General features: G+C 69.0%; 26 protein-coding genes and 1 pseudogene. 22 read left to right on the top strand and 5 right to left on the bottom strand.

Going from position 1 to position 24,655, the window contains the following annotated elements; genetic code table 11:
- Positions 1-605: energy-coupling factor transporter transmembrane component T family protein (locus ACIWQI_RS13970; protein ID WP_396658297.1), on the top strand; the 605-nt coding region annotated here is incomplete at its 5' end.
- Position 606: 1 nt separating this feature from the next.
- Here the strand turns inward: ACIWQI_RS13970 and ACIWQI_RS13975 are convergent.
- Positions 607-951 (bottom strand): DUF488 domain-containing protein, encoded by a 345-nt coding sequence (locus ACIWQI_RS13975; protein ID WP_396658299.1) that lies wholly within the window; start codon positions 949-951, stop codon positions 607-609.
- 71 nt (positions 952-1,022) lie between these two features.
- Here ACIWQI_RS13975 and ACIWQI_RS13980 point away from each other — a divergent pair, with 71 nt between their 5' ends.
- Genes ACIWQI_RS13980 through ACIWQI_RS13990 form a run of 3 tightly spaced genes read left to right on the top strand, consistent with a single transcriptional unit; the run spans position 1,023 to position 3,507 of the window.
- Positions 1,023-1,787: an SDR family NAD(P)-dependent oxidoreductase gene (locus tag ACIWQI_RS13980; protein ID WP_396658301.1), complete on the top strand. Its 765-nt coding sequence runs from the start codon at positions 1,023-1,025 to the stop codon at positions 1,785-1,787.
- Positions 1,784-2,617: an enoyl-CoA hydratase/isomerase family protein gene (locus tag ACIWQI_RS13985; RefSeq protein ID WP_396658303.1), complete on the top strand. Its 834-nt coding sequence runs from the start codon at positions 1,784-1,786 to the stop codon at positions 2,615-2,617. The genes ACIWQI_RS13980 and ACIWQI_RS13985 overlap by 4 nt, the downstream gene beginning before the upstream one ends.
- On the top strand, positions 2,614-3,507 hold the full coding sequence (locus tag ACIWQI_RS13990; RefSeq protein ID WP_396658305.1) for an SDR family oxidoreductase: 894 nt from the start codon (positions 2,614-2,616) through the stop codon (positions 3,505-3,507). Before ACIWQI_RS13985 ends, ACIWQI_RS13990 begins: the two co-directional genes overlap by 4 nt.
- Before the next feature lie 30 nt (positions 3,508-3,537).
- Here ACIWQI_RS13990 and ACIWQI_RS13995 read toward each other — a convergent pair whose 3' ends face one another.
- The gene (locus ACIWQI_RS13995; protein ID WP_396658307.1) at positions 3,538-4,284 is read right to left on the bottom strand and encodes a hypothetical protein; all 747 of its coding nucleotides are present in this window, start codon (positions 4,282-4,284) and stop codon (positions 3,538-3,540) included.
- A gap of 46 nt (positions 4,285-4,330) precedes the next feature.
- On the opposite strand from ACIWQI_RS13995, the gene rlmN reads away from it, so the two are divergent.
- Positions 4,331-5,518, top strand: coding sequence for a 23S rRNA (adenine(2503)-C(2))-methyltransferase RlmN (rlmN, locus tag ACIWQI_RS14000; protein WP_396658309.1), 1,188 nt, complete (start codon positions 4,331-4,333; stop codon positions 5,516-5,518).
- Positions 5,519-5,525: 7 nt separating this feature from the next.
- Here the strand turns inward: rlmN and ACIWQI_RS14005 are convergent, their stop codons facing one another.
- The 3 genes from ACIWQI_RS14005 to ACIWQI_RS14015 are packed head-to-tail and all read right to left on the bottom strand — an operon-like array spanning position 5,526 to position 7,479.
- A complete protein-coding gene (locus tag ACIWQI_RS14005; RefSeq protein ID WP_396658310.1) occupies positions 5,526-5,918 on the bottom strand; it encodes a hypothetical protein in 393 nt (130 codons plus the stop codon).
- Positions 5,919-5,921: 3 nt separating this feature from the next.
- Positions 5,922-6,674 carry a carboxymuconolactone decarboxylase family protein gene (locus tag ACIWQI_RS14010; protein WP_396658311.1) on the bottom strand — a complete coding sequence of 251 codons (753 nt, stop codon included), beginning with the start codon at positions 6,672-6,674 and terminating at the stop codon, positions 5,922-5,924.
- 10 nt (positions 6,675-6,684) lie between these two features.
- A complete protein-coding gene (locus tag ACIWQI_RS14015) occupies positions 6,685-7,479 on the bottom strand; it encodes an N-acyl homoserine lactonase family protein (protein ID WP_396658313.1) in 795 nt (264 codons plus the stop codon).
- A 184-nt stretch (positions 7,480-7,663) separates the two neighbouring features.
- On the opposite strand from ACIWQI_RS14015, the gene ACIWQI_RS14020 reads away from it, so the two are divergent.
- The 17 genes and pseudogenes from ACIWQI_RS14020 to ACIWQI_RS14100 all read left to right on the top strand — a co-directional run bounded on the left by ACIWQI_RS14020 (position 7,664) and on the right by ACIWQI_RS14100 (position 24,506).
- Positions 7,664-8,635: a sugar ABC transporter substrate-binding protein gene (locus ACIWQI_RS14020; RefSeq protein WP_396658315.1), complete on the top strand. Its 972-nt coding sequence runs from the start codon at positions 7,664-7,666 to the stop codon at positions 8,633-8,635.
- Positions 8,632-10,188 (top strand): sugar ABC transporter ATP-binding protein, encoded by a 1,557-nt coding sequence (locus ACIWQI_RS14025; RefSeq protein WP_396658317.1) that lies wholly within the window; start codon positions 8,632-8,634, stop codon positions 10,186-10,188. The genes ACIWQI_RS14020 and ACIWQI_RS14025 overlap by 4 nt, the downstream gene beginning before the upstream one ends.
- On the top strand, positions 10,185-11,204 hold the full coding sequence (locus ACIWQI_RS14030; protein ID WP_396658318.1) for an ABC transporter permease: 1,020 nt from the start codon (positions 10,185-10,187) through the stop codon (positions 11,202-11,204). The genes ACIWQI_RS14025 and ACIWQI_RS14030 overlap by 4 nt, the downstream gene beginning before the upstream one ends.
- 55 nt (positions 11,205-11,259) lie before the next feature.
- Positions 11,260-11,976, top strand: a complete 717-nt coding sequence (locus ACIWQI_RS14035) for an SDR family NAD(P)-dependent oxidoreductase (RefSeq protein WP_396658320.1) — start codon at positions 11,260-11,262, stop codon at positions 11,974-11,976.
- Between the two features lie 56 nt (positions 11,977-12,032).
- On the top strand, positions 12,033-13,223 hold the full coding sequence (locus tag ACIWQI_RS14040; protein WP_396658322.1) for an ABC transporter substrate-binding protein: 1,191 nt from the start codon (positions 12,033-12,035) through the stop codon (positions 13,221-13,223).
- A gap of 69 nt (positions 13,224-13,292) precedes the next feature.
- A complete protein-coding gene (locus ACIWQI_RS14045; RefSeq protein WP_396658323.1) occupies positions 13,293-14,201 on the top strand; it encodes a branched-chain amino acid ABC transporter permease in 909 nt (302 codons plus the stop codon).
- Positions 14,198-16,027 (top strand): ATP-binding cassette domain-containing protein, encoded by a 1,830-nt coding sequence (locus tag ACIWQI_RS14050; RefSeq protein WP_396658324.1) that lies wholly within the window; start codon positions 14,198-14,200, stop codon positions 16,025-16,027. The genes ACIWQI_RS14045 and ACIWQI_RS14050 overlap by 4 nt, the downstream gene beginning before the upstream one ends.
- On the top strand, positions 16,024-16,749 hold the full coding sequence (locus ACIWQI_RS14055) for an ABC transporter ATP-binding protein (protein WP_396658326.1): 726 nt from the start codon (positions 16,024-16,026) through the stop codon (positions 16,747-16,749). Before ACIWQI_RS14050 ends, ACIWQI_RS14055 begins: the two co-directional genes overlap by 4 nt.
- Before the next feature lie 46 nt (positions 16,750-16,795).
- Positions 16,796-17,602 carry an N-acyl homoserine lactonase family protein gene (locus ACIWQI_RS14060; protein WP_396658328.1) on the top strand — a complete coding sequence of 269 codons (807 nt, stop codon included), beginning with the start codon at positions 16,796-16,798 and terminating at the stop codon, positions 17,600-17,602.
- On the top strand, positions 17,599-18,477 hold the full coding sequence (locus ACIWQI_RS14065) for an SDR family NAD(P)-dependent oxidoreductase (RefSeq protein ID WP_396658330.1): 879 nt from the start codon (positions 17,599-17,601) through the stop codon (positions 18,475-18,477). Before ACIWQI_RS14060 ends, ACIWQI_RS14065 begins: the two co-directional genes overlap by 4 nt.
- A complete protein-coding gene (locus tag ACIWQI_RS14070) occupies positions 18,474-19,376 on the top strand; it encodes an NAD(P)-dependent oxidoreductase (RefSeq protein WP_396658331.1) in 903 nt (300 codons plus the stop codon). The genes ACIWQI_RS14065 and ACIWQI_RS14070 overlap by 4 nt, the downstream gene beginning before the upstream one ends.
- Positions 19,373-19,777, top strand: a complete 405-nt coding sequence (locus tag ACIWQI_RS14075; RefSeq protein WP_396658332.1) for a cupin domain-containing protein — start codon at positions 19,373-19,375, stop codon at positions 19,775-19,777. The genes ACIWQI_RS14070 and ACIWQI_RS14075 overlap by 4 nt, the downstream gene beginning before the upstream one ends.
- Positions 19,774-20,166 (top strand): 4-carboxymuconolactone decarboxylase, encoded by a 393-nt coding sequence (gene pcaC / locus ACIWQI_RS14080; RefSeq protein ID WP_396658334.1) that lies wholly within the window; start codon positions 19,774-19,776, stop codon positions 20,164-20,166. The genes ACIWQI_RS14075 and pcaC overlap by 4 nt, the downstream gene beginning before the upstream one ends.
- Positions 20,148-21,041 (top strand): annotated as a pseudogene (locus tag ACIWQI_RS14085) (NAD(P)-dependent oxidoreductase); the annotation flags it as partial. The gene pcaC and the pseudogene ACIWQI_RS14085, both read left to right, overlap by 19 nt.
- A 51-nt stretch (positions 21,042-21,092) precedes the next feature.
- The gene (locus tag ACIWQI_RS14090) at positions 21,093-21,794 is read left to right on the top strand and encodes a GntR family transcriptional regulator (protein ID WP_396658336.1); all 702 of its coding nucleotides are present in this window, start codon (positions 21,093-21,095) and stop codon (positions 21,792-21,794) included.
- 46 nt (positions 21,795-21,840) lie between these two features.
- On the top strand, positions 21,841-22,605 hold the full coding sequence (locus tag ACIWQI_RS14095; RefSeq protein WP_396658338.1) for a carboxymuconolactone decarboxylase family protein: 765 nt from the start codon (positions 21,841-21,843) through the stop codon (positions 22,603-22,605).
- Between the two features lie 173 nt (positions 22,606-22,778).
- Positions 22,779-24,506 (top strand): ABC transporter ATP-binding protein, encoded by a 1,728-nt coding sequence (locus ACIWQI_RS14100; protein ID WP_396658340.1) that lies wholly within the window; start codon positions 22,779-22,781, stop codon positions 24,504-24,506.
- The last annotated feature ends 149 nt before the right edge of the window (positions 24,507-24,655 follow it).

Here is a 24,655-nt window from a genome sequence, read left to right on the forward strand (position 1 = left end):
AGTTCTGGCTGCGCACCCTGCCGGTGTGGATCGCCGCGCCGCTGGCGGGCGTGACCATCGCGCTGTACGGCGCCCCGGCGGGGACCGTGTTCTTCGAATGGTTCGTCGTGCGCATCAGCGAGGGCTCGCTGGTCCTCGCCCTGGCGGCGATGTTCCGCGTGCTCGCGATCGGCCTGCCGGCGGTCGTGCTGTTCGCGACCGTCGACCCGACCGACCTGGCCGACGGCCTGGCGCAGCTGGTGCGCCTGCCCGCTCGCTTCGTGCTCGGGGCCCTCGCCGGCATGCGGATGCTCGGTCTGCTCGCCGACGACTGGCGGGCGCTCGCCCTCGCCCGCCGGGCGCGCGGCGTCGCCGATCGGGGGCGGCTGCGGCGGCTGCTGGGCATGGCGTTCGCGCTGCTGGTCCTCTCGATCCGGCGGGGGTCCGCGCTCGCGGTGGCCATGGAGGCACGCGGGCTCGGGGCATCCCGCCGTCGCACCTGGGCACGGCCGTCGCGCTTCGGGGCGGGAGACGTGCTGCTGCTGCTGGCAGGCGCCGCGATCTCGGGCACCGCCGTGGGCGTGGCGATCGCCGTGGGCGCGTGGAACCCGGCGCTGACCGGCTGAGTCAGGGCACCAGGTGATCGCGGAGCACCATCGCGCCGTTGTGCTCCTCGTCGTGCGACCCGTAGAGCAGGGTGACGACCGGATGCGTCGCGATCTGTTCGCGCAGGCGGTCCACCGCGGGATTGGCCGCGAGCTCTGCGCGGTACGCCGCCTCGAATTCCGGCCAGCTCATGCCGTCGTGGTGGAAGGCGACCCGCAGCTGCGCGGACGGCGCGGCATCCTTCGCCCACAGGTCCAGGCGCGCGCGCTCCTTTGAGACGCCGCGCGGCCACAGCCGATCCACCAGCACCCGCAAGCCGTCCTCCGGCGCGGCCTGGTCGTAGACGCGCTTCACGCGGATCTGCATGCCGCCAGTCTGCCCCCGGATGCGCCCTGCGGCCACCGGTAGCCTGGAACGGCTGATTCGAAGGAGAACCCATGCACATCGACAGAGCCGCTGCCCTCGTCACCGGCGGCGCCAGCGGGCTGGGCCTTGCCACCGCCCGTCGCCTCGCGGCCGCCGGCGCCGTCGTCACGATCGTCGACCTGCCCGGCTCCGCCGGCGCCGAGGTCGCCGCCGAACTGGGGGGCCTGTTCGAGCCCGCCGATGTGACCAGCGAAGAGCAGGTCCGCGCCGCCGTCGCCGCCGCCGAGACCCAGGGCCCGCTGCGCGTCGTCGTGAACTGCGCGGGCATCGCGCCGCCGGCGAAGGTGCTCGGCCGCGACGGCAGCCCGGCGAGCCTCGCGGACTTCGAGAAGATCATCCGCGTCAACCTCGTCGGCACGTTCAACGTCACCGCCCAGGCCGCCTCGGCCATGGCGGCCAGCGACCCGGACCCGCACAGCGGCGGCCGCGGCGTCATCGTCAGCACCGCGAGCGTCGCGGCCTTCGACGGCCAGATCGGCCAGCCCGCGTACTCGGCCAGCAAGGGCGGCGTGCACGCGATGACCCTGCCCATCGCACGCGAGCTCGCCCGGTACGGCATCCGCATGTGCACCATCGCGCCGGGCATCATGGAGACCCCGATGCTCAAGGGTCTGCCCGAGGCCGCGCAGGAGTCGCTCGGCCAGCAGGTGCCGTATCCGTCGCGGCTGGGCCGGCCCGACGAGTATGCCGCCCTCGTCATGCACATCGTCGAGAACGACTACCTCAACGGCGAGACCATCCGCCTCGACGGCGCGATCCGGATGGCGCCGCGATGACCGACGCGTCGGGTCCGATCCTCGTCTCGGTCGTCGACGGGCTCGCACGGCTCACCCTGAACCGGCCGAAGCGGCTCAACGCCTTCGATGATGAGCTGGCCCGCGGGTGGGCGCAGGCAACGACCGAGGTGGTCGCACGAGACGACGTGGGAGCGATCGTGGTGGATGCCGCCGGCCCCGCGTTCTGCGCCGGCGGCGACGTGATCGCCATGGCGGCGACGGTCGGCTCGGGCGCCGACCTCACGGCGTTCGCGGAGGTCATCAACACCGGCATCCGAGCCCTCGCAGAGTCCGCGATCCCGGTCGTCGCCGCCGCGCACGGCACGACCGCCGGCGGCGGACTGGGCATCCTGCTGTCGTCGGACTATGCGGTCGTCGGCGCGAACTCGAGGATCGGCAGCCAGTACGCGAACATCGGGCTCACCCCCGACCTGTCGGTCTCCGCCCACCTGGCCCGCGCGGTGGGCGAGCGCCGGGCGCTGCAGCTGGTGCTGCAGGACCGGCTGCTCACCGCACCGGAGGCCCTCGAGTGGGGCCTGGTCGCCGAGGTCGTCGACGGCGCGGACGCCGCCGCCACCGCGGATGCCGTCCGCGCCCGCGCCGACGAGGTCGCCCGGTTCTGGTTGACCGGCGCCCATCGCGCGTACGGGCAGGCCAAGCGCCTCGTGCGCTCGCAGCCTGCTCGCTCGTTCGCCGAACAGCTCGCCGAGGAGGCGCGCACCATCGGCGCCGCCTACGACACCCCCGAGGCGCGGGCCCGGATCGCGGCGTTCGCCGAGGCATCCGCGCGCCGCGCGTCCGCCCCCGCCCCATCGCAGGAGACCTCATGACCCCCACGCCCCCTTCCGCTGCCGCCGGCGCGTCGCCCGGAGCCTCCGGGGGCGAGGGCCGATCCCTCGCCGGCAAGACCGTCCTCATGTCGGGCGGCAGCCGCGGCATCGGCCTCGCCATCGCACTGCGCGCCGCACGCGACGGCGCCAACATCGCGCTGCTGGCCAAGACCGACACCCCGCATCCCAAGCTCGAGGGAACGGTGCACACCGCCGCCGAGGCGATCCGCGCCGCCGGCGGCAACGCCCTCCCGATCGTCGGCGACGTGCGCATCGACGCCGACATCACCGCGGCGGTGCTCAAGACGAGGGGAGAGTTCGGCGGCATCGACATCGTCGTCAACAACGCGTCGGTGATCGACCTGTCGCGCTCGCTCGACCTCTCGGCGAAGAAGTATGACCTCATGCAGGACGTCAACGTGCGCGGCACGTTCATGCTGTCGCGCGCGGCGATCCCGATGCTGAAGGAGGCGGCCGATCCGCACATCCTGTCGCTGTCGCCCCCGCTGAACCTCTCGCCGAAGTGGCTCGGCGCGCACACCGGCTACACCCTCGCCAAGTACGGGATGACGATGGTCACGCTGGGACTGGCCGCGGAGTTCGCGCGCGACGGCATCGCCGCCAACACCCTGTGGCCGCGGACCACGATCGCGACCGCCGCGGTGCAGTTCGCCCTCGGCGGCGACGCGATGATGAAGGTGAGCCGCACGCCGGAGATCTATGCGGATGCCGCGCATGCCGTCCTCACGACGCCGTCGCGCGAGCTGACCGGACAGACCCTCGTGGTCGAAGACGTGCTCGAACAGGCCGGCGTCACCGACTTCTCGGGTTACGCCGCCGTGCCCGGCACCCCCGACGACCAGCTGTTCCCCGACATCTTCCTGGACTGAGCCCACGGCGCGCGGACGCGACCGGTCACGTCACCCGCCGCCGGGCGCCGGACCCACGAGCACGTCGACCCGCCCGCCCGGGCGCCACCAGAACCCGAGGCTCTCGCCGGGGCGCATGCCGTCGGGGCGCTCGCTCAGCTCGGCGTGCGGCACGGCGACGAGCAGGCTGCCGTCGTCGAAGTCCGCCGGGTCGATGCATCGCCCGCGCGTCGTGTCGCCGAGCTCGACGACCAGGCAGGCCCTGCCCGCTTCGGTCCGGCCGATCCACAGCTGCTCGACGTAGTAGCTGCCGAGGCGATCGAGCCACCGCGCGGGACTGGAGTCGGGCAGGTGGGGCGCGGCCCTCGCGGGCAGGTCGACGTAGTCGCCGAACGAGCCGTCCAGGGGGATCGACAGCAGCAGCCGCGTGTGCGGCGAGGTCACGAACCCGGCGATCACGGAGTCCGTGATCCTCACGCCCGTCCGCGCGTCCACGAGCACGACGCCCTCGCCCGCATGCGGCGCCGTTCCCGCGATCACCCCGAGCACGATCGCGGCCGCCGCGCACGTGACGACGAGCGCGGTGTGCCACGCGGGGCGCCGTCGAGCCGGGGGAGCCGGCCCATCGGCGTCCGGGGGAGCGGCGGGCTCGCCGGCATCCCGCCCGCGCAGCCGCTCCTCCAGCTCGATGAGCCGCGCCCGCGCCACCGGGTCGGTGTCGATGTCGGCGTCGGGCCCGTAGGCGCGACGGCGCAGCACGGCGAGCTCCCGCTCCTGCGCGTCGTCCACGGCATCCATTGTTCTCCTCAGGCCGCGGTCAGCGGCGGCTCGATACCCTGAGTCCATGACCGAGAAGCTGCGGCAGGTGCGTCCCGCGACCGAGGGCTGGACGCAGAAGACGGATGCCTCCGGGCGCCCGCTGCTGCAGTTCGCCGCCCCTCGACGGGGCAGGCCCCCGGCCCACCTCGCCGACCTCACGCCCGAGCAGCGCGTCGAGAAGGTGAAGGAGCTCGGGATGCCGGGCTTCCGCGCCCGGCAGCTCGAGAAGCACTGGTTCCAGCACTTCACCCACGACCCCGCCGACATGACGGATCTGCCCGCCGCCGGCCGCGAGGAGTTCGTCCACGCCCTGCTGCCGCCGCTGCTGACCGAGGTCCGCCGCCTGCAGACCGACAGCGGCGACACGATCAAGTTCCTCTACAAGCTGCACGACGGCGCGCTCGTCGAATCGGTGCTCATGCGCTACCCCGGGCGCATCACGCTGTGCGTGTCGTCGCAGGCCGGCTGCGGCATGAACTGCCCCTTCTGCGCCACCGGCCAGGCGGGGCTCACCCGCAACATGTCCGCGGCCGAGATCGTCGAGCAGGTCGTGCGCGCGAACGCTCTGCTGCGCGGGGAGGGGCGGGTCACGAACATCGTCTTCATGGGCATGGGCGAGCCCCTGGCCAACTACGCGCGGGTCATGCAGGCCGTACGCGTGATGACCGACAAGAAGCACGGTCTCGGCATGAGCGCCCGCGGCGTCACCGTCTCGACGGTGGGCCTCGTCCCGGCGATCGCGAAGCTCGCCGGGGAGGGCATCCCGGTGACGTTCGCGCTCTCGCTGCACGCCCCCGACGACGAGCTGCGCGACGAGCTCATCCCGGTGAACTCGCGGTGGAGGGTGGACGAGGCGCTCGATGCCGCGCGCGCCTACTTCGACGCCACAGGCCGTCGGGTCTCGATCGAGTACGCCCTCATCCGGGACATGAACGACCACGGCTGGCGCGCCGACCTGCTCGGCGACAAGCTCAATGCGCGCGGGCGCGGCTGGGTGCACGTCAACCCGATCCCGCTCAACCCCACGCCGGGTTCGATCTGGACCGCCTCCACCAGGGCCGCGCAGGACGAGTTCGTCCGCCGGCTCGAAGCCAAGGGCATCCCCACCACCCTCCGCGACACCCGCGGCAAGGAGATCGACGGCGCCTGCGGGCAGCTGGTCGCCACCGAGCAGGACGCGGAGCTCGCCGCGGCGACACCGGCCGAGGGGTGAGCTTCCGTCATTCCTCGCGGGTCAGGCGACCGCAGGCGTACACCGGATCCGTTCCGTATCGCACGAAGCAATAGTCGAGCGTGCGTTCGTCGGTGATGTGCGCCTCGACCGTCGCGTCGTCGCCGATGTGAGCCACCAGGTGGCCGTGCGGCGTCAGCTCCGCCCGCATCCGCGCGGTCGACGGCAACCCCGATGCCGAGAAGGTCGCGCTGCCTGTGAACGTCGCGTGCGCGGCGTCGGTCACCACCATGGCGAGCACACCGTCGCCCTCCGGGCCGACAGCACCCGTCCAGGTGCCGAGCACACGCAGCTCGCCGTGACCTACCGGCGCCGCCCCGCAGCCGGTGGCGATCAGGAGCAGCGACGCGGTCGCCGCAGCCGCGGCGAGGCGCTTGAGCACGTCTCACCCCTCGGTCGCGAGCTCGAGCAGGATGGGGGCCGCCGTGGTCACGGAGTGCATGCCTATGGTGCTCGCGATCTCCATGATCTCGAGGATCTCCTGCGGGGTCGCACCGTATCCGAGCGCATTCTCGATGTGGAGCTTCAGGCCCACGCGGTACAGGTGCGTGGACGACGTATCGAATGCGATGTACACGAACTCCCGCAGCTTCGGCGACAGCGATCCGTGGCGCCACGGATACGCGGAGAACGTCGTGTACGCCTCAAGCAGCTCGGGGTCGAACTCGAGCATCTCGTCCCAGGTCGGGTTCCAGTAGCCGCGATCGCGGGTGAACTCCTCCTTGACGTGCTCCTGGTACTCCGTCAGCGGCGCGGGCGTCGGGCGCTCACCGCGTTCCTCGAGGACTTCGACCAGCACCGGCACCCCGACGTTCATGGCGTGGATGCTGAGCGTCGCCGTGCACTCGAGCACCTCCATGATCTCGGCGGCCGTGGCGCCCGCGGCCCGCGCGGCCTCGATGTGCCGCCGGATGCCCGGTCCGTGCAGGTGCGTGGTTGCGGCGTCCACCGCGAGCGCCATGAACGCCCGGGTCTTCGCGTCGAGGTGCTGCTTGCGGTGGGGGACGCCGGCGAAGTCCAGGTAGGCGGCGAGGAACTCCGGGTCCAGCGCCAGCACAGCCTGCCATGAGTCGTCCCACGCGCCGTGCACCCGCTCGAACTCGGCCTTGATCTCCTGCTGCCGTGCCGTCAGAGCCATATCGAGCCCTTCAGGCGAGCACCGTGGCGATCTCGCCGGCAGCGCCCGGCGCCGCGGGGAAGCGGTCGCGGGTGCGCCCGTCGTGCCCCGGGACCACAGTCGCGCCGGTCTGCTTCGCCAGCTCGTTGATGAACGACAGGCCCGCCTTCATCTCGTCGAGATCGGTGAACGCGAAGAAGGGCCACTCGTGTTCGATCTGCTCGTAGAAGTGTGCGGCGTCGACGGTGAGGATGATGCCTCCCGAGGCCGTGTCGATGCGGGTCAGCAGCTCACCGGGGCAGTGGCCGCCGACGGGATAGACCGTGATCCCGGGATAGACCTCGGTCGGCTCGTCCACCAGGATCAGTCGGCCCTCCTCCTCGGCTCGATGCACGGCGGCGAGGTCATCCGGCGTCGAGAACTCTCCGTCCAGCTCGTCCGCCGCCTCCTTGGCGAACCAGTAGTCGTGTTCGGCGCGACCCGAGACCACCTTCGCGTTCGTGAAGAGGCCCAGGTAGCCGATGTGGTCGTAGTGATAGTGGCTGGTGACGACCATCGAGACCTCGGCCGGATCGATACCGAGGATCTCCAGTCCTCTCGGGGTGGGCGTGACGGAGATCTCACCCAGCCAATCCCGCTTCGGGATGTCATAGCCGGTGTCCACGAGCATGACCGTCTCGCCGTCGCGCACCACCCAGAAGTTGTAATCCATGTCGAGGTCGCCGTCCGGCAGACCATACGACGCGTAGTCGTGGAACACGTCGCTCTTACGGACGACGCGCTCGCCGTACTTCACCGACCACACCGAGAGTGCGTTTTCGGACATCACAGAACCCCTTCGTTCGACCGATGGATCGGGCCCATCCCGCATGACTATACGATCGTCGGACAATCTGAGTCAATGGTGATGATCGCAGACACCTCTCTTGACAGATGATTCTCGCTCTGTCTAGATATTGACAGATTGTACGACAATCGCACGGTCTATCAATGACAGCAAGGGGAATGCAATGAAGCGGATTCTTGCGATCGCGGCGGTCGCTGCTCTCGCGTTGAGCCTGGCGGCGTGCGCCGGCGATGCCGGGGCGCCGACGCCTACAGATGACGGGCAGAAGACCATCGGCGTCGTCGCGCTCGTCGCGACCGACGCTCTCAACGCCGCCGTCATCAAGGGCGTGACCGAAGTCGCCGAGGAGAACGGCTGGGCAGTGCAGGTCACCGACACCAACGGCAGCGTCGAAGCCGCCAATGCGGCCATGATCACATACTCGACGACGCAGAAGATGGATGCCATCGCGGTGATGGCGTTCCAGACCACGGCCCTGCAGGCAGGGCTTCAAGCGGCGCAGGCTGCCGACATCCCCGTGGTCAGCTGGGGCGGCGAGCTGGGGGCGGGCATCGTCGCCACGACCAGCGCGCGCAAGGTGGGTCAGGACTCGATCGACGCGCTGCTGGAGGACTTCGGCGAAGAAGGGTCCATCCTGGCACTGACCTACCACACCGGCGTGCTGTGTCTGTACCGCGGCTACGCGTTCGACGACACGGTGGCTCCTCTGACGTCCCTCGAAGTGACGCGCAACGAAGTGGCAATCCCCGGTCAGGTCGAGGACGGGACTCGCTTCACGTCCGCGTGGCTTGCCTCCAACCCGGAGGGCAGCGGGCCGCTCGCCGTCTGGGGCTCGTGGGATGAGCCGGCGATCGGCGCGGTCGCCGCCCTGCAGCAGTCGAACCGGGACGACGTCTGGGTCTACTCGATCAACGGCGGTCCGCAGGCGCTGCAGGCCGTCCAGAACGGCACGATCCGGCAGGTCGTCTGGCAGGACGGCGAGACGGAGGGCGCGGAGATGATGCAGGCTGCCATCGACTATCTGGATGATCCCGCCACGTGGGAACAGAAGACGATCGACGTGCCCGGTGTGGTCGTGACGGCCGACAACATCGACCAGTTCCTGGCCGACCACCCGGACGCGCTGAACCCATGATCGACGACATTCCCCGAGACGTCGAGGGTGGTGCCGGTCTGCGGGTGCGCGCGCTCAGCAAGCGCTACGGCGGCGCCGTTGCCCTCTCCGCGGTGGACATCGACATCCACCGCGGAGAGGTCCACGGACTCGTGGGAGCAAACGGGGCGGGAAAATCCACCCTCATCCGCTGCCTCGCCGGGGTCATCAGGCCTGACGAAGGCGAGATCGTCCTCGACGGTGTCCCGGTGACCTTCGACTCCCCGCGGGACGCGGAACGCGCAGGTCTCGCATTCATCCATCAGGAGCTGAACCTCGTGCCGCATTTCAACGCGGTGGACAACATCCTGTTGGGGATCGATCTCCCCGCGACGCTCGGCATCCTCCGCAACCGCGAAGCGCGTGCCATCGCGAAGCGCGCCCTTGACAGGATCGGCGCGACCTTCCCGCTGGATGTGCGGGTGGAAGAACTCTCCGTCGGCGACCGCTGGCTCGTCATGATCGCTCGTGCCCTGGTGCAGAATGCCTCCTTCATCGCGATGGATGAACCGACCGCATCGCTGTCCGATCATGAGAGCGAAGCGCTGTTCCGGATCATCCGGGAGCTGACAGCGGCCGGCGTCTCGATCCTGTACGTCTCCCACCGGCTGGACGAGGTCCTCGAGCTGTCAGACCGCATCACCGTCTTCCGTGACGGACGGGTGACCGACTCGACCGTCCGCGGTGACCTCGATCGCCGGGGGCTCATCCGCGCGATCGTCGGGCGCGATGTGCAGCCGACAGCGCGTCGCGCCCGAACCGCCGTGACCCGCACCGCGCCGATCTTTCAGGCTGTGCACGTCTCGGACCTGCCCATGGTGCGCGACGTGTCGTTCGACGTATACGCGGGCGAGGTGCTGGGCCTGGGCGGTCTGGTGGGGGCAGGCCGCACCGAGGTGGCACGCCTGGCCTTCGGTGCGGCGAAGCTCGACGGCGGCCACTTCGTCCTGGGCGGAAGCACGTTCACACCCACCTCGGTCGCCGAGGCGGTGCGGCACGGTGTCGCGCTCATCCCCGAGGAGAGGCGTTCGCAGGCGCTGCTGCTCGACAAGTCGGTGAGCTTCAACGCGAGCCTGGCCGCACTCGACCGGCTCCGCTACGTCGCCACCCTGCCCTTCGTCAGCGATCGCCGTGCGAGAAACCGCACCCTGGACGTCATTCGGGAGCTCTCGGTCAAGACCGAAGGACCAGGCGAGAAGGTGGGACGCCTCTCCGGCGGCAACCAGCAGAAGGTCGTGATCGCGCGATGGCTGCTTCCGGGCAACAAGGTGATCTTCTTCGACGAGCCTTCCCGCGGCGTGGACGTCGGTGCGCGCGACGAGATCCATACCGCCATCCGTGACATCGCGGACCGCGGTGTCGCGACCGTCGTGATCTCCTCGGACGTCGAAGAGCTCGCGATGCTGTGCGACCGCGTCGTCGTGCTGCACGAAGGACTGGTCACCGGCGAGCTCGAAGGCGAAGACATCACCGAGAAGAACCTCGTCGAGCTCAGTTACGGCACTACCTATGCAACCGAGGAAGTGAGCAGATGACACAGACGACCGCCCCGATCGCACCGGCGCCCACCGGCTCGACTCGGCGTGCGCGAACCCCGGGCCAGATGACGCTGCTCATTCTGTCCCGCTATGGGACGCTCATCGGACTCGCGCTGATGATCATCCTGTTCACGGCGCGCGCGCCCGCCGCGTTCTTCAACCTGCAGAACTTCACGAACATCCTCGCGCAGGGCTCACTCACGGCGATCATCGCCGCCGGTCTGACGATGGCGCTCGTGGTCGGGGAGTTCGACCTCAGCATCGGCTATACGGCGAGCTTCGCCGGGCTCCTCGTGGTCGGGTTCATGGCGCTGCAGGGCCTGCCGATCTGGGTCGCCGTCCCGCTCATGCTGATCATCGGCGGGGTGATCGGATCGGTGAACGGCCTGCTCGTGACGAAGGCCCGAATCAGTGCTGTCATCGCAACGCTCGGGGTCGGCACTGTCCTGACGGGGCTCGGATTCGCGTACAGCCCGTTCCCGATCGTCACGAACATCCCCGTCGAGTTCTCGGTGATCTCGCTCGGTCGGCTTCTGCCCGGCATCCCGAACTCGATCCCCATCATGGTGATCGTCCTCGGCATCCTGTGGGTGATCCTGAACAAGACGAACCTCGGGATCCGCATGCAGGCGGTGGGCGGGAACCAGGAAGCGGCACGATTGTCCGGCATCCGCGTCGATCGCATCAAGATCTTCGCCTTCGCGACTGCCGGTGTGTGCGCAGCCCTCACCGGGGTGATGCTCTCGTCGCTGCTGGGCAGCGGCACCCTCGCCGCCGCCGACGGCTATCTGCTGGACGCCTTCGCAGCCGTGTTCCTCGGCTCGGCGACGCTGCGCGACGGCGAGTTCCACATCGTGGGGACGCTGATCGGCGTACTGGTGATCTCCGTCGGATTCAACGGACTCAGCATCTTCGGCGCTCCATCGTGGGCGCAGCAGGTGTTCAGCGGCGGGATCCTCATCATCGCCGTCGGGCTCTCCACCTTGTCGCGACGGTTCTTGAAACCGACATGACGGCGAGCCTCGAAGACCGGATCGGACGAAGAAAGGGAGACACATGGTCGATCGGATGAAGGGAAAGGTTGCCCTCGTCACCGGCGCTTCGCGCGGCCAGGGACGGGCGATGGCGGAGCTGTTCCTCGCGGAAGGAGCGGCTGCCGTGATCTCGGGAGACGTGCTCGATCCGCGCGAGCCCGAGGGAAGCCGGGTCGAATTCCAGAAGATGGACGTCACCAGCCCGGAGGACTGGGACCGCGTGGTGGATGGCATCATCGCCGCTCACGGCCGTCTCGACGTGCTGATAAACAACGCCGCGGTGTGCGAGTACGAGCCGATTCTCGAGACCACTCTCGAGCAGTGGGATCGTGTGCTGGACATCGATCTGAAGAGCATCTTCCTCGGATCGAAGAAGGTCCTGCCCCACATGATCGACCAGGGCGGCGGGTCGATCGTGAACGTGTCGTCGATCTGGGGCCTCGGCGGCGTGCCGAGCTCGTTCGCCTACCAGGCGGCCAAGGGCGCGATCCTCAACGTCAGCAAGAACATCGCGACAACCCACGGCAAGGACGGTGTGCGATGCAACTCGCTGCACCCCGGATACATCCTGTCGCCGATGAACGAGAACCAGGCGGAGGACATCAACGCCGCGCTGATCGCCGGCACCGTCCTCGGGCGCCCCGGCGTCCCGCGCGAGACCGCCTACGCGGTGCTCTTCCTCGCAAGCGATGAGGCCAGCTACGTCACCGGCACGTCCCTCGTCGTCGACGGCGGATATCTCGCTCAGTGACACCCCCGTCGCGCTGAAGACGGCGCGCACACCCGAGACAAGAGAGAGGTTCAGCAATGAAGCGAATCACCTGGGCGGCCGCGCTCGCGGTCGCATCGATCACAGCCCTCGCCGGCTGTTCCAGCGGCGGCAGCCCGACGCCATCCGGAGACGGCGATCCGATCGTCGTCGGCGGCATCGCCGGGACGACCGGAGCGTACGGCGCCGTCGGCATCGCGGTCATCAACGGCACGCAGATGGCCGTCGACGAGATCAACGAGGCCGGTGGCATCGCCGGCCGCCAGATCGAGTTCATCTGGGACGACGACGCCGCCGACGCGACGAAGTCGTCGCAGCTGTTCCAGCAGTTCGTGAGCGACGGCGCGGTCGCCATCCTCGGATCGCCTGACACCGGCCCCACGACCGCAGCGCTGGGGGACCAGATGCAGGTTCCGGTGCTGGGCGCGGTCGATGACGGCGGATTGACCGTCTATCCGAACGGGCCGGACGAGCCGCCGTACGCGTGGACGTTCAGCACGTCTCTCAACACCTTCGCCTGGGGTGGAAAGCTCGCGGAGTGGTCGATCGACAACTGCCCGAACGGGCTCGCCATGCTGCACGATCCGACGACGTACGGTCTCGGTGGCCTCGCGGGGTTCGAGATGGTGTTCGAGGAGACGGGCCACGACTTCGTGTATGTCGAGTCGATCACCGAGAACTGGTCCAGCGGAGCGACCGTGAACCTCGACGCAGAGATCCAGAAGATCGTCGATTCCGGCGCCAGCTGTGTAGAGGTGTGGCTGACCCCGGGCGACGAGGCGGCCTTCATGCAGGAGATCGCCTCGCTCGGCATCGACGACCTCATCGTGCTCGGCAACGACGTGACCAACGCCGACTCGACGTTCGTCGACCTCGCCGGCCCTGAGGGCGACGGCATGATCTCGGCGCTGCTGACCTCGGATGTCTACCCGAACGATCGGCTGCAGGCCTGGCAGGCGGAGTACCGCGAACTGTTCGACGGCCTCGAGCCCGGCCCCTTCGCGGAGCTGAGCTATGACGCCGTCTACATCCTCAAGCAGGTCATCGAAGAGGCGGACGGCGCCACCGACCCGGAGACCATCCGGGCCGGGCTCAACAAGCTCACCGACTTCGACGGCCTGACGGGGAAGCTCACCTTCACCGAGCAGATCCACACGACCATCAACAAGGAGCAGCTGACGATGGTCCAGTGGAACTACGAGGCGAAGGAGTGGGAGCCCATCGAATGAGTCACCGCCCTCGGCGGGGCTCGACCCCGCCGAGGGCGCCCATGTCCCTGCGAGATCCGAAAGGGTGAGATGCTGCAGATCCTGTTGTCCGGTCTCACGATCGGCGCCATCTACGGCCTGGTCGCGATGGCGTTCGCCGTCGTGTTCTACGTCACGAAGGTCGTCAACTTCGCGACCGGCCAGCTGCTGATGGTGTCCATTCTGATCACGGTGGGCTTGGTGCAGGCCGGGATGCCGGAAGCGCTCGCGATGGGACTGGCGGTCGCCGCAACCACCATGCTCGGTGTCGCGACCTACTACGTCGCGGTGCGCCCTGTGCTGCGCTACGACCGGCTGAGCTTCGCGTGGCTGGTGAGCACACTGGGCGTCGCGATCGTTCTGCAGTCCATCTTCGCCATCATCTTCGGCCCGGCGTCGCAACCCTTTCCGCGAGGCTGGCACCAGTTCGCGATCCGGTTGCCCGGCGCGACCATCACTGCCCAGGAGCTGGCGATCCTCATCGTCGGGGTGCTCGCGATCGTCGTCTGGGAACTGATCCGGCGCAGGACGCTGCTCGGAAAGATCGGCATGGCGATCTCGACCGATCCGGAGATGGCATCCGCCATCGGCGCCGATGTCGGCGCGTACGCCGTCGGCGCCTTCGCCACCGGCGGGTTCCTCGCCGGTCTCGCCGGAATCCTCGTCGGCCCGATCACTTACGGCAACCCGTATCTCGGCGACACGTACGGCATCTTCGGCTTCATCGCCCTCATGATCGGCGGCATCTCGCGGCCCGCGGCCGCAATGGGCGGCGGCCTGGTGCTGGGTGTGCTCTCCGTCGCGGCGAACTCCTACATCGGTGCGCAGGCGTCGGATTGGTTCCCGTTCGTGCTGGTGCTCCTAGTGCTCCTGCTCACGCCCAACGGCATCTTCGCGTCGGGTGCGGACGTGCGCCGCCTTCTCGGACGGCGCCGGGTGCGGTCGGAGGTGAGCGCATGACCGAGGTGCGTCAGAACCGCCGCTGGATCGGAAACGTCGTCCTGCTGACCGCGTTGGCCGCCGCGACGTGGGCCTTCGCCCGCGCCGACTTCGGCCTCCAGAGCATCGTGACCGTCACCGCCGTCTACATCGTCCTTGCAGTCAGCCTCGATCTGGTCGCCGGTGCGGTCGGCCTGTATTCACTCGGACACGCGGGTCTGTTCGCGATCGGCGCCTACGGCACGACGCTGCTGAGCCGCGCCCTCGACATCGACGTGTTCCTGCTGCTTCCGATCGTGATCGTGGCAGCGGGTCTGGTGGGTGCCGTGCTCGGAGCCCTCTCGCTGCGCGTCAGCGGTCTCTATTTCGCCATCACCACGTTCATCTTCACCATCATCGTCTACGTCGTGCTCAGCAATTCGTCGTGGACGATGGGGCTGCAGGGCCTCCCCGGCCCGCTCTTCCCGATGTTCCCGCGCGAAGTGCAGGAGGTGCTGGGCCGCTCGACCGTGTGGATGGTCGCAGCAGTGCTCCTCGTCGCGGTGGGGGTGGTCTGGAGCATCCGCTCTTCCGCGCTGTACCCCGTGCTGCTCGCGGTCCGTGACGCGGAGCCTTATGCCCGCGCCAACGGCGTGCGCACCTCGCTGATCAAGGTGGGCATGTTCGCCGTCTCGGCGGGACTGGCCGGCATGGCGGGGTGGGCCTTCTCGTTCCTCGTGTATCAGTCGCCTGGACAGTTCGGCTGGGTCCAGTCGGTCAACATCCTCGTGATGGTGATCATCGGCGGAATCAACACCCGATGGGGTCCGATCCTCGGGGCCGTGCTGGTGGGCGTATTCCCCTTCGTCGTCAAGATCGATCCGTTCTGGCAGGAACTCGTGTTCGGTGCCGTGTTCGTGCTCGTCATCGTCTTCTTCCCGCGCGGCCTGGTCGGGGTGTGGGCGGACGGCGTCCGCCGGCTGCGGCGGGCGCGACGCCCCGAGCCGGGGTCGGCGCCGCAGGCGATCGCCCCCGCCGCGGCCGCGGATCCGCGGGCCACCGAGGCCGAAAGCGGCACCGACGCAGCCGGGAGCCGCGATGCGGTCGCGCTGGCTGCGCGCGGCGTCAGCTACAGCTACGTGCCCGGGGTTCCGGTCCTGCGGGACGTCGACATCATGGTGCGCCGCGGAACCATACACGGTCTGATCGGACCGAACGGCTCCGGCAAGTCGACCCTGGTGAACATCCTCTCCGGCGAACTGCGCGCGCAGCGGGGCGACATCGAGATCGAAGGTCGCCGCGTGGAGCGCCTCGGCGCGGCATCCCGCCCCTCGCGCGGCTTCATGCGCACCTTCCAGAGCGCGGTTCTCGTACGCGAGCTCTCGGTGCTGGAGAACACCACGGTCGGCCTGTACAGCACGGTTCCGGGCATCGCCGCACGGGCGCCGCTGTGGGCGGTGCTGCCAGGCGCCTGGCGGGACGCACGCCGGATGCGCGAACGCGCGTCGAGCGCGCTGGGATCGGTCGGACTGGACCCGTCGTGGCGGGGGCGGGCGGTGCAGGACGTGCCGCACGGCGTCGACCAGCTCACCCAACTCGCGTCGTCGACTGTGTCGGACCCTCGCGTGCTGGTGCTCGACGAGCCCCTGGCGGGCCTGTCCGGCGCCGAGATCACCCACGTCACCGACATCCTGCACCGGCTGCGAGAGCGCGGCGTCACGGTGATCGTGATCGAGCACCAGACCCGCTTCATCTTCGACAACTGTGACGAGGTCACGGTGCTCGCCGCGGGCGAGCTGGTCACGAGCGGTCCGGCGGCGACGGTGCGAGCCGATGAACGTGTGCGGGAGGTGTACCTGGGGCAATGAACGACACGAACGACGCACTCGTCATCGAGGGGCTGGCCGGCGGATACGACCGGTTCGACGTCATCCACGACATCTCGTTCCGGGTGGCCCGCGGCGAGGCGGTCGCGATCCTGGGGCCGAACGGTGCCGGCAAGACGACCGTCCTGCGCGCGATCATGGGTCTGCTGAAACATCGCCGCGGCCGGATCGCCATCGAAGGCACGGATGTGACGCGCATGTCCCCGCACCGGGTGGCGCGGGGTCTGGCGGCGATGGTGCCCGAGGGGCGCCGGCTCTTCGAAGGGCAGAGCGTGGAGGACAACCTCCGGCTGGGCGGGATACGGCTGCGCCGCGATCGCGACCGCACGAGCCGGCTGCTGCAGGACGTGTTCGACCTTTTCCCCGTGCTCAAGAGGTATCGGGACCGCGATGCCACCGCACTCTCCGGCGGTGAGCAGCAGATGGTGGCGATCGGGCGCATGATGATGAGCGACCCGGCGCTGATGCTCCTGGACGAACCGTCGCTGGGTCTCGCGCCGCTCGCGGTCGCCGATCTCACCGCCGCGCTGCGCCGCCTCCGAGAGCAGTACCGCTCGATCCTGCTCGTCGAGCAGCGTGTCGATCTCGCGCTGGAAGTGTGCGATCGAATCTACGTCGTGTACGGCGGACGCATCGTGGACGAGGGACGTGCGGACGAGATGGGCGCGGAGGGACGCGCGCTGATCGACGCGTATCTGGGGTGAGGGCGAGACGATGGCAGGGTCACAGACACGGGACGGGAGGTCGGCCATGAGCGCGGACCGCTATGAGGTGGTGATCGTGCGGTACGGCACGCGCCAGACGAAGCGCAGCGACGTCTTCCTCAATTACGGCGTCTACGGACTGCCGGACGCGCCGATCGGGATGGACTACTTCGTCTGGGTCGTGCGCAATGCGGAGCGCACCGTGCTTGTGGACACCGGCTTCTCAGCCGAGGGCGGCGCCCGACGCGATCGCACCACGCTCCTGCCGCCGACCGAGGCGTGGGGCCGGCTGGGGATACATCCGGACACCGCGCCGGACATCCTGCTCACCCACGGCCACTATGACCACACCGGCCAGATCGGTCATTTCCCGGGCTCCCGCATCGTCATGGCACGGGCGGAGTTCGACTTCTGGGTGGGTCCGTTCGCCCGCCGAGCACAGTTCCATCATTCGGTCGAGGATGCCGACATCGCCCAGCTCGTCGAGGCGGAGCGCTCCGGCCGGATCGACTTCTTCGAAGACCGTATCCGGGTCGCGCCGGGCATCGAGATGATCCGGCTCGGCGGACACACGCCCGGTCAGGCAGTGGTCCTCGTGCAGACGGGCGAGGGGCCGGTGCTGCTGGCCTCCGACGCAGTCCATTATCTGGAGGAGTACGAGCGGGATCTGCCCTTCATGGCCGTCGCCGACCTGGTCGAGATGTACGCCGGATTCGACCGCATCCGCGAACTCGTCGCGGACGGGGTGGTGGAGCATCTCGTGCCGGGACACGATCCCGCAACCCTTGATCTGTTCGCTCCGTACGGCCCGCCGCTCGAAGGGGCGGCGGCTGTGATCGGGCGGTTGTCATGAGGGGGCGTTTCGACGGCACCGTCGTCGTCGTCACCGGGGCGGCGAGCGGACTCGGCCGCGCGTCCGCGCGGCGGCTGTCCGCCGAGGGGGCGCGCATCGTGCTGGTCGACGTGGACGAGGACGGCGCGCAGGCGGTGGCCGAGAGCCTAGAAGAGGAGTCGCTCGTCGTCCGCGCCGATGTCGCATCCGAACAGGATGTCGCCGAGTACATGCGGCGGGCGGTGGCCCGTTTCGGAAGAGTGGACCACCACCACCTCAACGCGGGCGTGTTCGGCTCGTTCGTCCCGCTGCCCGACCTGACGGCGGCCGAGTTCGAGCAGGTCATGGCGGTGAACGTGAGCGGCCAGTTCCTCGGCATGCGGGCGGCGTTCCGCCAGTTCAGCGCCCAGCGCCGTGCGGGTGCCATCGTGCTGACCGCCTCGATCGCGAGCCTGACCGGATCCGCGGATCTGCTTGCCTATCACGTCTCGAAGCACGCCGTGGCCGGGCTCGTGCACGGCGGCGCGGTCTACGGGGGGCCGCTCGGCATCCGGGTCAACGCCGTGGCGCCGGGGATCGTGCCGACCGAGCTGTTCGCCTCGGCGGCACAGACACTCGGCGGCAAGGACGACATGACTGCGAGGGCGACCACGACGCCGCTGCGCCGTGCGGGCACCCCCGACGAGATCGCGGCGGTGGCGGCATTCCTGCTCAGCGACGACGCCGCCTACGTCACCGGGCATATCGTGAGCGCCGATGGCGGGGCGACCATCGTGAACACCGTCCGGCCGTCGGGCGGGGCGGGCGCGTGGGACACCAGAGCGGTCGACGAGCCGCTCTACCGTGGCAGCGGCAACTGGCCGCGCGAAGAGGAGGGGCGGGGCGCATCATCATGACCGCGATCGGCTTCATCGGACTGGGAAACATGGGCGGCAGAATGGCCCGCCGACTGACCGACGCCGGAGTCGTCGTCCTGGGGCACGATCCCCGTGCGGGCGCCGCCGAGGAGGCGGGGGCGACACCGGCGTCCTCGGCGGCGCAGGTCGCCGCAGCCTCGGACATCGTGTTCTTCTCATTGCCGGACAGCCACATCGTGGAGGCGGTCGCGCTCGGCGAGGACGGCGTCATCGCCGCCGCCCGCGACGGCACTGTCCTGGTGGATCTCAGCACGTCATCTCCGTCGTCGACTCGGCGGCTTCACGGCCTCGCGGCCGAACGCGGCGTCGCGTATCTCGACGCGGGAATCTCCGGGGGCGCGGCAGCGGCGGAGGCGGGAAGGCTGACACTCATGGTGGGCGGTGACGCTGCGGCGCTCGATCGAGTGCGACCGCACGTCGCCCCGTTCGCCAGCAACGTCTTCCACGTGGGCGGACCGGGAGCGGGACACACGACGAAACTGCTCAACAACTTCCTGAACGCCGTCGCGCTGTCGGCGACCGCGGAGGTGATGGTCGCCGCGAAGAAAGCGGGATTGGATCTGGCGACCGTACTCGACGTGCTCAACAACAGCTCGGGAGTGAACTTCGCCACCCTCAACCGCTTTCCCAAGATCATCCAGGGCGACTACCTCAAGGGGGGTCTCACGAACACCCTGATGCTGAAGGACGTCGCGCTCTACGCCGAGCTGGTCGCCGAGCTCGGCGTCGCCGGTCTCAATGCAGCCGGCCCGATCGCATCCTTCGGACTCGCCCGCCAGCTCGGCTACGCGGAGCAGATCAGCAACACCGTCGTCGACGCGATCGGAGACATCTCCGGCGGCGTCCGACTCCACGACCGGACGGAGGAACCGACATGATCATCCGACACGCCAACGAGACGCGCATCCCTCCCGCGAAGGCTTCTCGCTTCACGGGGACCGCCACGGGAGACTCGATCCTGCCCGCCACCGACGGCGTCATCATCAACACCATCACCTTCACGCCCGGCTCCCGAACCCACTGGCATCACCATGAGAACGGGCAGATCCTCCGCGTCGACGCCGGGTACGGGCTCATCTGCACGGAGGGGCTCGAGCCGGAGCGGCTGCGACCTGGCGACTGGGTGTGGGTGCCGCCTGGTGAGCGTCATTGGCACGGTGCTGCTCCCGACAGCTTCCTCACCCACACGGCCATCTCCCTCGGTGCCACCGTGTGGCACGAAGAGGTCTCCGACGTCGACTACGCCGCAGACCATCCTGACGAAGGGCACACCCGATGACATCCGACTCGACCCACCGCGAGACGTTCGAGCGCGGTATGCAGGTGCGTCGCGAGGTGCTCGGCGACGCTCACGTGGACCGCTCGCTCTCGCAGGTGTCGGAGTTCTCCCGCCCGATCCAGGAGTTCGTGACCGAGTACTGCTGGGGCGCGGTGTGGAGCCGCGACGGACTGCCGCGCGGCACCCGCAGCCTTGTGAACATCGCGACGCTGACCGCGCTCAACCGGCTGCACGAGCTGGCCGTGCACGTGCGCGGTGCGCTCAACAACGGCGTCACCGAGAGCGAGATCCAGGAGGTGCTCATGCAGACCGCCATCTACGTCGGGGCGCCTGCGGCGCTGGAGTCGTTCCGCGTCGCCGAACGGGTCATCGCGGAGTCGCGATCATGAGCGATCGCATCGGGTTCGTCGGCCTGGGCAACATGGGGCTGCCGATGTCGTCGAGGCTCGTGGCTGCGGGCATGCGGGTCACCGGATTCGACGTGGATGCGACGCGGCGGGAGCAGCTCCGGGCAGCGGGAGGAGCGGTCGCGGACGACCTGGCGGACGTCGCGCGGCACAGCGAGATCGTCGTCCTGATCCTGCCGGACTCCGGAGTCGTGGGTGCAGTCCTGGCCGATCCCGGCCTGAGCGAGCACCTGCGCCCGGGGATGCTCATCGTCGACATGAGCTCCTCCGAGCCGTGGTCGACGAGGGCCCTGGCGGCGCAGCTGGATGCCCGCGGCATCGAGCTGGTCGACGCTCCAGTGTCGGGTGGTGTGAAGGGTGCGGTTGAGGGCTCGCTCACCATCATCGCCGGCGGCGGAGCAGGGGCGGTCGCTCGAGTCCGCCCCGTCCTGACCGAGCTCGGCAGCAGCGTCATCCACGTCGGACCCGTCGGTGCCGGACACGCGATGAAGGCGCTCAACAACCTCCTGTCGGCGACGCATCTGTGGATCACGTCCGAGGCGATGATCGCGGGGGAGCGGTTCGGGCTCGACCCACAGACCATGCTCGCCGTGTTCAACGGGTCGAGCGGTCGCAGCGGCTCGACGGAGAACAAGTGGCCGAACTTCATCCTCCCCGGACGGTACGACTCCGGCTTCGGACTCCGCCTCATGCTCAAAGACATGCGGATCGCTGTGGCGCTCGCCGAGCAGGTCGGGGTTCCGAGCCGGTTGGGAGCCGACACCGTCGATCTGTGGGCGGAAGCAGCCGCTGACCTCGGCGAACACGCCGACCACACCGAAGTGGCGAAGTGGGTCCACGACAGGGGAGGGACATAGGATGCAGTAGAAAACGTCGGACAAGATGTCGGTCGCACAAGAGGAGAATGGATGGCACGGGCGAACTCGCTGGCGGAGTCCTGGAGCGTCGAGCCGGTCGGTCGCGTCGCCGCGCCGCTGCGCGAGCAGGTGATCCAGGCGCTGCGCCAGGCGATCCTCGACTTCAAGCTCCAGCCGGGCCAGCGGCTGGTCGAACGCGAGTTGATGGAGCAGCTCGGCGTTTCGCGTACCACGGTGCGCGAAGCGCTTCGCGAGCTGACCTCGGAAGGACTCGTCACCGTCGTGCCGCAGCGCGGTGCGGTCGTGGCGACCCCCGACCCCGATGACGCCGTCGATCTGTACGAGGTGCGCGCCGGGCTGGAGTCGCTCGTCGTGCAGCGTTTCGTGGAACGTGCGAGCGACCAGCAGGTGCGGCGGCTCGAGGCCGCGGTCCAGGGATTCGAAGACGCCTCCATCCGCACCGCCGACATCCGCACCATCCTGGCCGCGAAGGACCAGTTCTACGTCGTCCTCATCGAGGGAGCCGGCAGCGCTGTCCTGCAGCAGCTGCTCGAAGGCATCCAGGCACGCGTCCAGATCCTGCGGGCAACCTCGCTCTCCGAGGAAGGACGCACATTCGCCGCCGTCCGCGAGCTGCGCGGCATCGTCGAGGCGATCGCAGCACGCGACGCCCCGCTGGCAGCGCAGCGCACGACCGAGCACATCCGTGCGGCGTCGGTGTCGGCGTTGCAGCACATCCGCGCGGGAGACTGACACCCGCCACTCGGCGCGACGTCGCGCCCGTCCTGGAGGAGCGCACATGGAGCTCACCGAAGATCAGCATCAGATCAAGGCTCGTCACCTCGCCCGACACGGCGAATGGAGCGAGACGTGGGAGACGGTCCTCGCGATCGATCCCGAATTCGTCTCGGCCGCTCTCGACCTGTACGAGGTGCCGTGGCAGAAGAATCACCTGTCCGACAAGTTCAAGCAGCTGTGCTACCTGTCGTGGAACGCGGCGGCGACGCATCGGCACCTGCCTGGCGTCCGACGTCACATGCGGCGGGCCATCGCACTCGGCGCGACGCCTGAGGAGATCGTCGAGGTCCTCGAGCTGGCGTCGACGCTGGGCATCCACACGATGAACATCGGGGTGCCGCTGCTGGTCGAAGTGCTCGAGGAGCGCGGTCGCTCCGAATCGGCCCCGCTCACCGCGCGGCAGGAGGAGCTGAAGGCGGAGTTCACGAAGGTGCGCGGCTACTGGCACGAGTTCTGGAACGACATGCTCGAACTCGACCCCGAGATGTTCGCGGCGTACCTGAAGTTCTCCTCCGTCCCGTGGAACACCGGCGTGCTGACGCCCGCGGAGAAGGAGCTCATCTACATCTCGTACGACATCGCCGCGACCCATCTCTACGTGCCCGGGACGAAACTCCACATCCGCAACGCACTCGACCACGGGGCGACGGTGGGGCAGATTCTGGAGGTCATGGAGATCTCCAGCGTCCTCGGGCTCGACGCGTTCGAGGCGTCGGTCCCGATCATGCGTGAGGAGTTCGCCGCCGCCGGCGTTGCGGTGCCCTGATCCGGCACACCGGCACGTCGTACCGCCAGCGAGCCCGTTGGATCGATGTCGGCGGGTCCTGCCCGACACCTCGCTTCCCGTGCGGTTCGCGCTGGGCGGAACAGGATGTCGCAGATCCGTGCCATGCTTTATGGCGCGCCGAATCCGGCGCTTTTCACCGTCCGGGAGAACGCGTGCTCGGGAAGCTCCTCTACCGCTACCTCAAGACCTATCGCTGGCTGCTGCTGGCGGTGCTCGTCTTCCAGTTCGCCTCGGCGCTGGCTGCGCTGTACCTGCCGCGGCTGAACGCCGACATCATCGACAACGGCGTGGCCCGTGCCGACATCGGCTACATCTGGTCGCACGGCGTCCTCATGCTCGGGATCTCGCTCGGCCAGATCGTCACCGCCGTGATCGCGACCTTCTTCGCGGCGCGCGCGGCCATGGCGACCGGCCGCGACATCCGCCGCGACGTGTTCCACCGCGTGAGCTCCTTCTCCGAACGCGAGGTCTCGCAGTTCGGCGCCGGGTCGCTCATCACCCGCAACACGAACGACGTCCAGCAGGTGCAGATGCTCGCCATGATGGGCGCCACGATGCTCGTCACCGCGCCGCTGCTCGCGATCGGCGGCGTCATCATGGCGCTGCAGCAGGACGTCGGGCTCAGCTGGCTCATCGCGGTCTCGGTCCCGGCGCTGCTGCTGGTGGCGATCCTCATCATCAGCCGCATGGTGCCGCTGTTCCGTCAGTACCAGGCGAAGCTCGACGCGGTGAACCGCATCATGCGCGAGCAGCTCACCGGCGTGCGCGTCGTGCGCGCGTTCGTGCGCGAGCGCATCGAGGAGGAGCGGTTCCGCGAGGCGAACACCGACATCATGGTCGTGGGGCGCAAGGTCGGGTCGCTGTTCGTGCTGCTGTTCCCGCTGGCGATGCTCGTGCTCAACGTCACGATCGTCGGGGTGATCTGGTTCGGCGGCATCGCGGTCGACGCCGGCGAGGTCGAGATCGGCACGCTCTTCGCGTTCATGCAGTACGTCGGCCAGATCCTGATGGGCGTGCTCATGGCGAGCTTCATGACGATCATGATCCCGAGGGCGGCCGTGTCGGCCGAGCGCATCGGAGAGGTGCTGGATGCCTCGAGCTCGCTGACCCCGCCCGCCGACCCGGTGCAGGAGTTCCCGCGACCCGGGACCGTCGAGTTCGACCGGGTCACCTTCGCCTACCCCGGCGCCGAGGAGCCGGTCCTGCAGGACATCTCGTTCCACGCCGCCCCGGGGGAGACCGTGGCGATCGTGGGCTCGACCGGGTCCGGCAAGTCGACGCTCGTCTCGCTCATCCCGCGCCTGTTCGACGTCACCTCGGGCGCCGTGCGCGTCGCCGGTGTCGATGTGCGCGAGGCCGACCCCGACATGCTGTGGGAGGGCATCGGCCTCGTTCCGCAGCGGCCGTTCCTGTTCACCGGCACCATCGCCTCCAACCTGCGCTTCGGGCGTGAGGACGCCACGGATGAGGAGCTGTGGGAGGCGCTGGAGATCGCCCAGGCGCGCGACTTCGTCCTCGAGAAGGAGGACGGCCTGCAGTCGCGCATCGCCCAGGGCGGCACGAACGTCTCGGGCGGGCAGCGACAGCGGCTCGCCATCGCCCGCGCGATCGTGCACCGGCCGAAGGTGCTCGTGTTCGACGACTCGTTCTCGGCACTCGATCTCTCCACCGACGCGCGCCTGCGCGCCGCGCTGTGGAGACGACTGCCCGAGGTGACGAAGATCGTCGTCGCGCAGCGCGTGTCGACGATCACCGGCGCCGACCGCATCGTCGTGCTCGACCAGGGCCGCGTCGTCGGCGTCGGCACGCACGACGAGCTGCGGGAGTCGAACAGGACCTACCGCGAGATCGTCGAGTCGCAGCTAGGCGTCGACGCATGAGAATGCGACGCGGACTGAGGAGGGTGGACGCATGAGCACCCCCGACATGCTCACCGAAGAGGAACGCCTCGAGGCCGAGCTCGCCGAGCAGGCTCGGGTGAACTCCGGCGACTGGGGGAGCGTCGCGCCCGGCAAGGCTGCGCGCTTCG

The sequence above is a fragment of the Microbacterium sp. genome (genome assembly GCF_044508325.1).
Taxonomy (GTDB): domain Bacteria; phylum Actinomycetota; class Actinomycetes; order Actinomycetales; family Microbacteriaceae; genus Microbacterium.

Coding starts and splice junctions, on each gene's coding strand:
- ACIWQI_RS14095 (WP_396658338.1), top strand. CDS start 21,841: ATGGAGCTCACCGAAGATCAGCATCAGATCAAGGCTCGTCACCTCGCC.
- ACIWQI_RS13980 (WP_396658301.1), top strand. CDS start 1,023: ATGCACATCGACAGAGCCGCTGCCCTCGTCACCGGCGGCGCCAGCGGG.
- ACIWQI_RS14030 (WP_396658318.1), top strand. CDS start 10,185: ATGACACAGACGACCGCCCCGATCGCACCGGCGCCCACCGGCTCGACT.
- ACIWQI_RS14045 (WP_396658323.1), top strand. CDS start 13,293: ATGCTGCAGATCCTGTTGTCCGGTCTCACGATCGGCGCCATCTACGGC.
- ACIWQI_RS13990 (WP_396658305.1), top strand. CDS start 2,614: ATGACCCCCACGCCCCCTTCCGCTGCCGCCGGCGCGTCGCCCGGAGCC.
- ACIWQI_RS14055 (WP_396658326.1), top strand. CDS start 16,024: ATGAACGACACGAACGACGCACTCGTCATCGAGGGGCTGGCCGGCGGA.
- ACIWQI_RS14015 (WP_396658313.1), bottom strand. CDS start 7,479: ATGTCCGAAAACGCACTCTCGGTGTGGTCGGTGAAGTACGGCGAGCGC.
- pcaC (WP_396658334.1), top strand. CDS start 19,774: ATGACATCCGACTCGACCCACCGCGAGACGTTCGAGCGCGGTATGCAG.
- ACIWQI_RS14050 (WP_396658324.1), top strand. CDS start 14,198: ATGACCGAGGTGCGTCAGAACCGCCGCTGGATCGGAAACGTCGTCCTG.
- ACIWQI_RS14075 (WP_396658332.1), top strand. CDS start 19,373: ATGATCATCCGACACGCCAACGAGACGCGCATCCCTCCCGCGAAGGCT.
- ACIWQI_RS14035 (WP_396658320.1), top strand. CDS start 11,260: ATGAAGGGAAAGGTTGCCCTCGTCACCGGCGCTTCGCGCGGCCAGGGA.
- ACIWQI_RS14025 (WP_396658317.1), top strand. CDS start 8,632: ATGATCGACGACATTCCCCGAGACGTCGAGGGTGGTGCCGGTCTGCGG.
- ACIWQI_RS14040 (WP_396658322.1), top strand. CDS start 12,033: ATGAAGCGAATCACCTGGGCGGCCGCGCTCGCGGTCGCATCGATCACA.
- ACIWQI_RS14070 (WP_396658331.1), top strand. CDS start 18,474: ATGACCGCGATCGGCTTCATCGGACTGGGAAACATGGGCGGCAGAATG.
- ACIWQI_RS14065 (WP_396658330.1), top strand. CDS start 17,599: ATGAGGGGGCGTTTCGACGGCACCGTCGTCGTCGTCACCGGGGCGGCG.
- ACIWQI_RS13995 (WP_396658307.1), bottom strand. CDS start 4,284: ATGGATGCCGTGGACGACGCGCAGGAGCGGGAGCTCGCCGTGCTGCGC.
- ACIWQI_RS14090 (WP_396658336.1), top strand. CDS start 21,093: ATGGCACGGGCGAACTCGCTGGCGGAGTCCTGGAGCGTCGAGCCGGTC.
- ACIWQI_RS14060 (WP_396658328.1), top strand. CDS start 16,796: ATGAGCGCGGACCGCTATGAGGTGGTGATCGTGCGGTACGGCACGCGC.
- ACIWQI_RS14010 (WP_396658311.1), bottom strand. CDS start 6,674: ATGGCTCTGACGGCACGGCAGCAGGAGATCAAGGCCGAGTTCGAGCGG.
- ACIWQI_RS14020 (WP_396658315.1), top strand. CDS start 7,664: ATGAAGCGGATTCTTGCGATCGCGGCGGTCGCTGCTCTCGCGTTGAGC.
- ACIWQI_RS13985 (WP_396658303.1), top strand. CDS start 1,784: ATGACCGACGCGTCGGGTCCGATCCTCGTCTCGGTCGTCGACGGGCTC.
- rlmN (WP_396658309.1), top strand. CDS start 4,331: ATGACCGAGAAGCTGCGGCAGGTGCGTCCCGCGACCGAGGGCTGGACG.
- ACIWQI_RS13975 (WP_396658299.1), bottom strand. CDS start 951: ATGCAGATCCGCGTGAAGCGCGTCTACGACCAGGCCGCGCCGGAGGAC.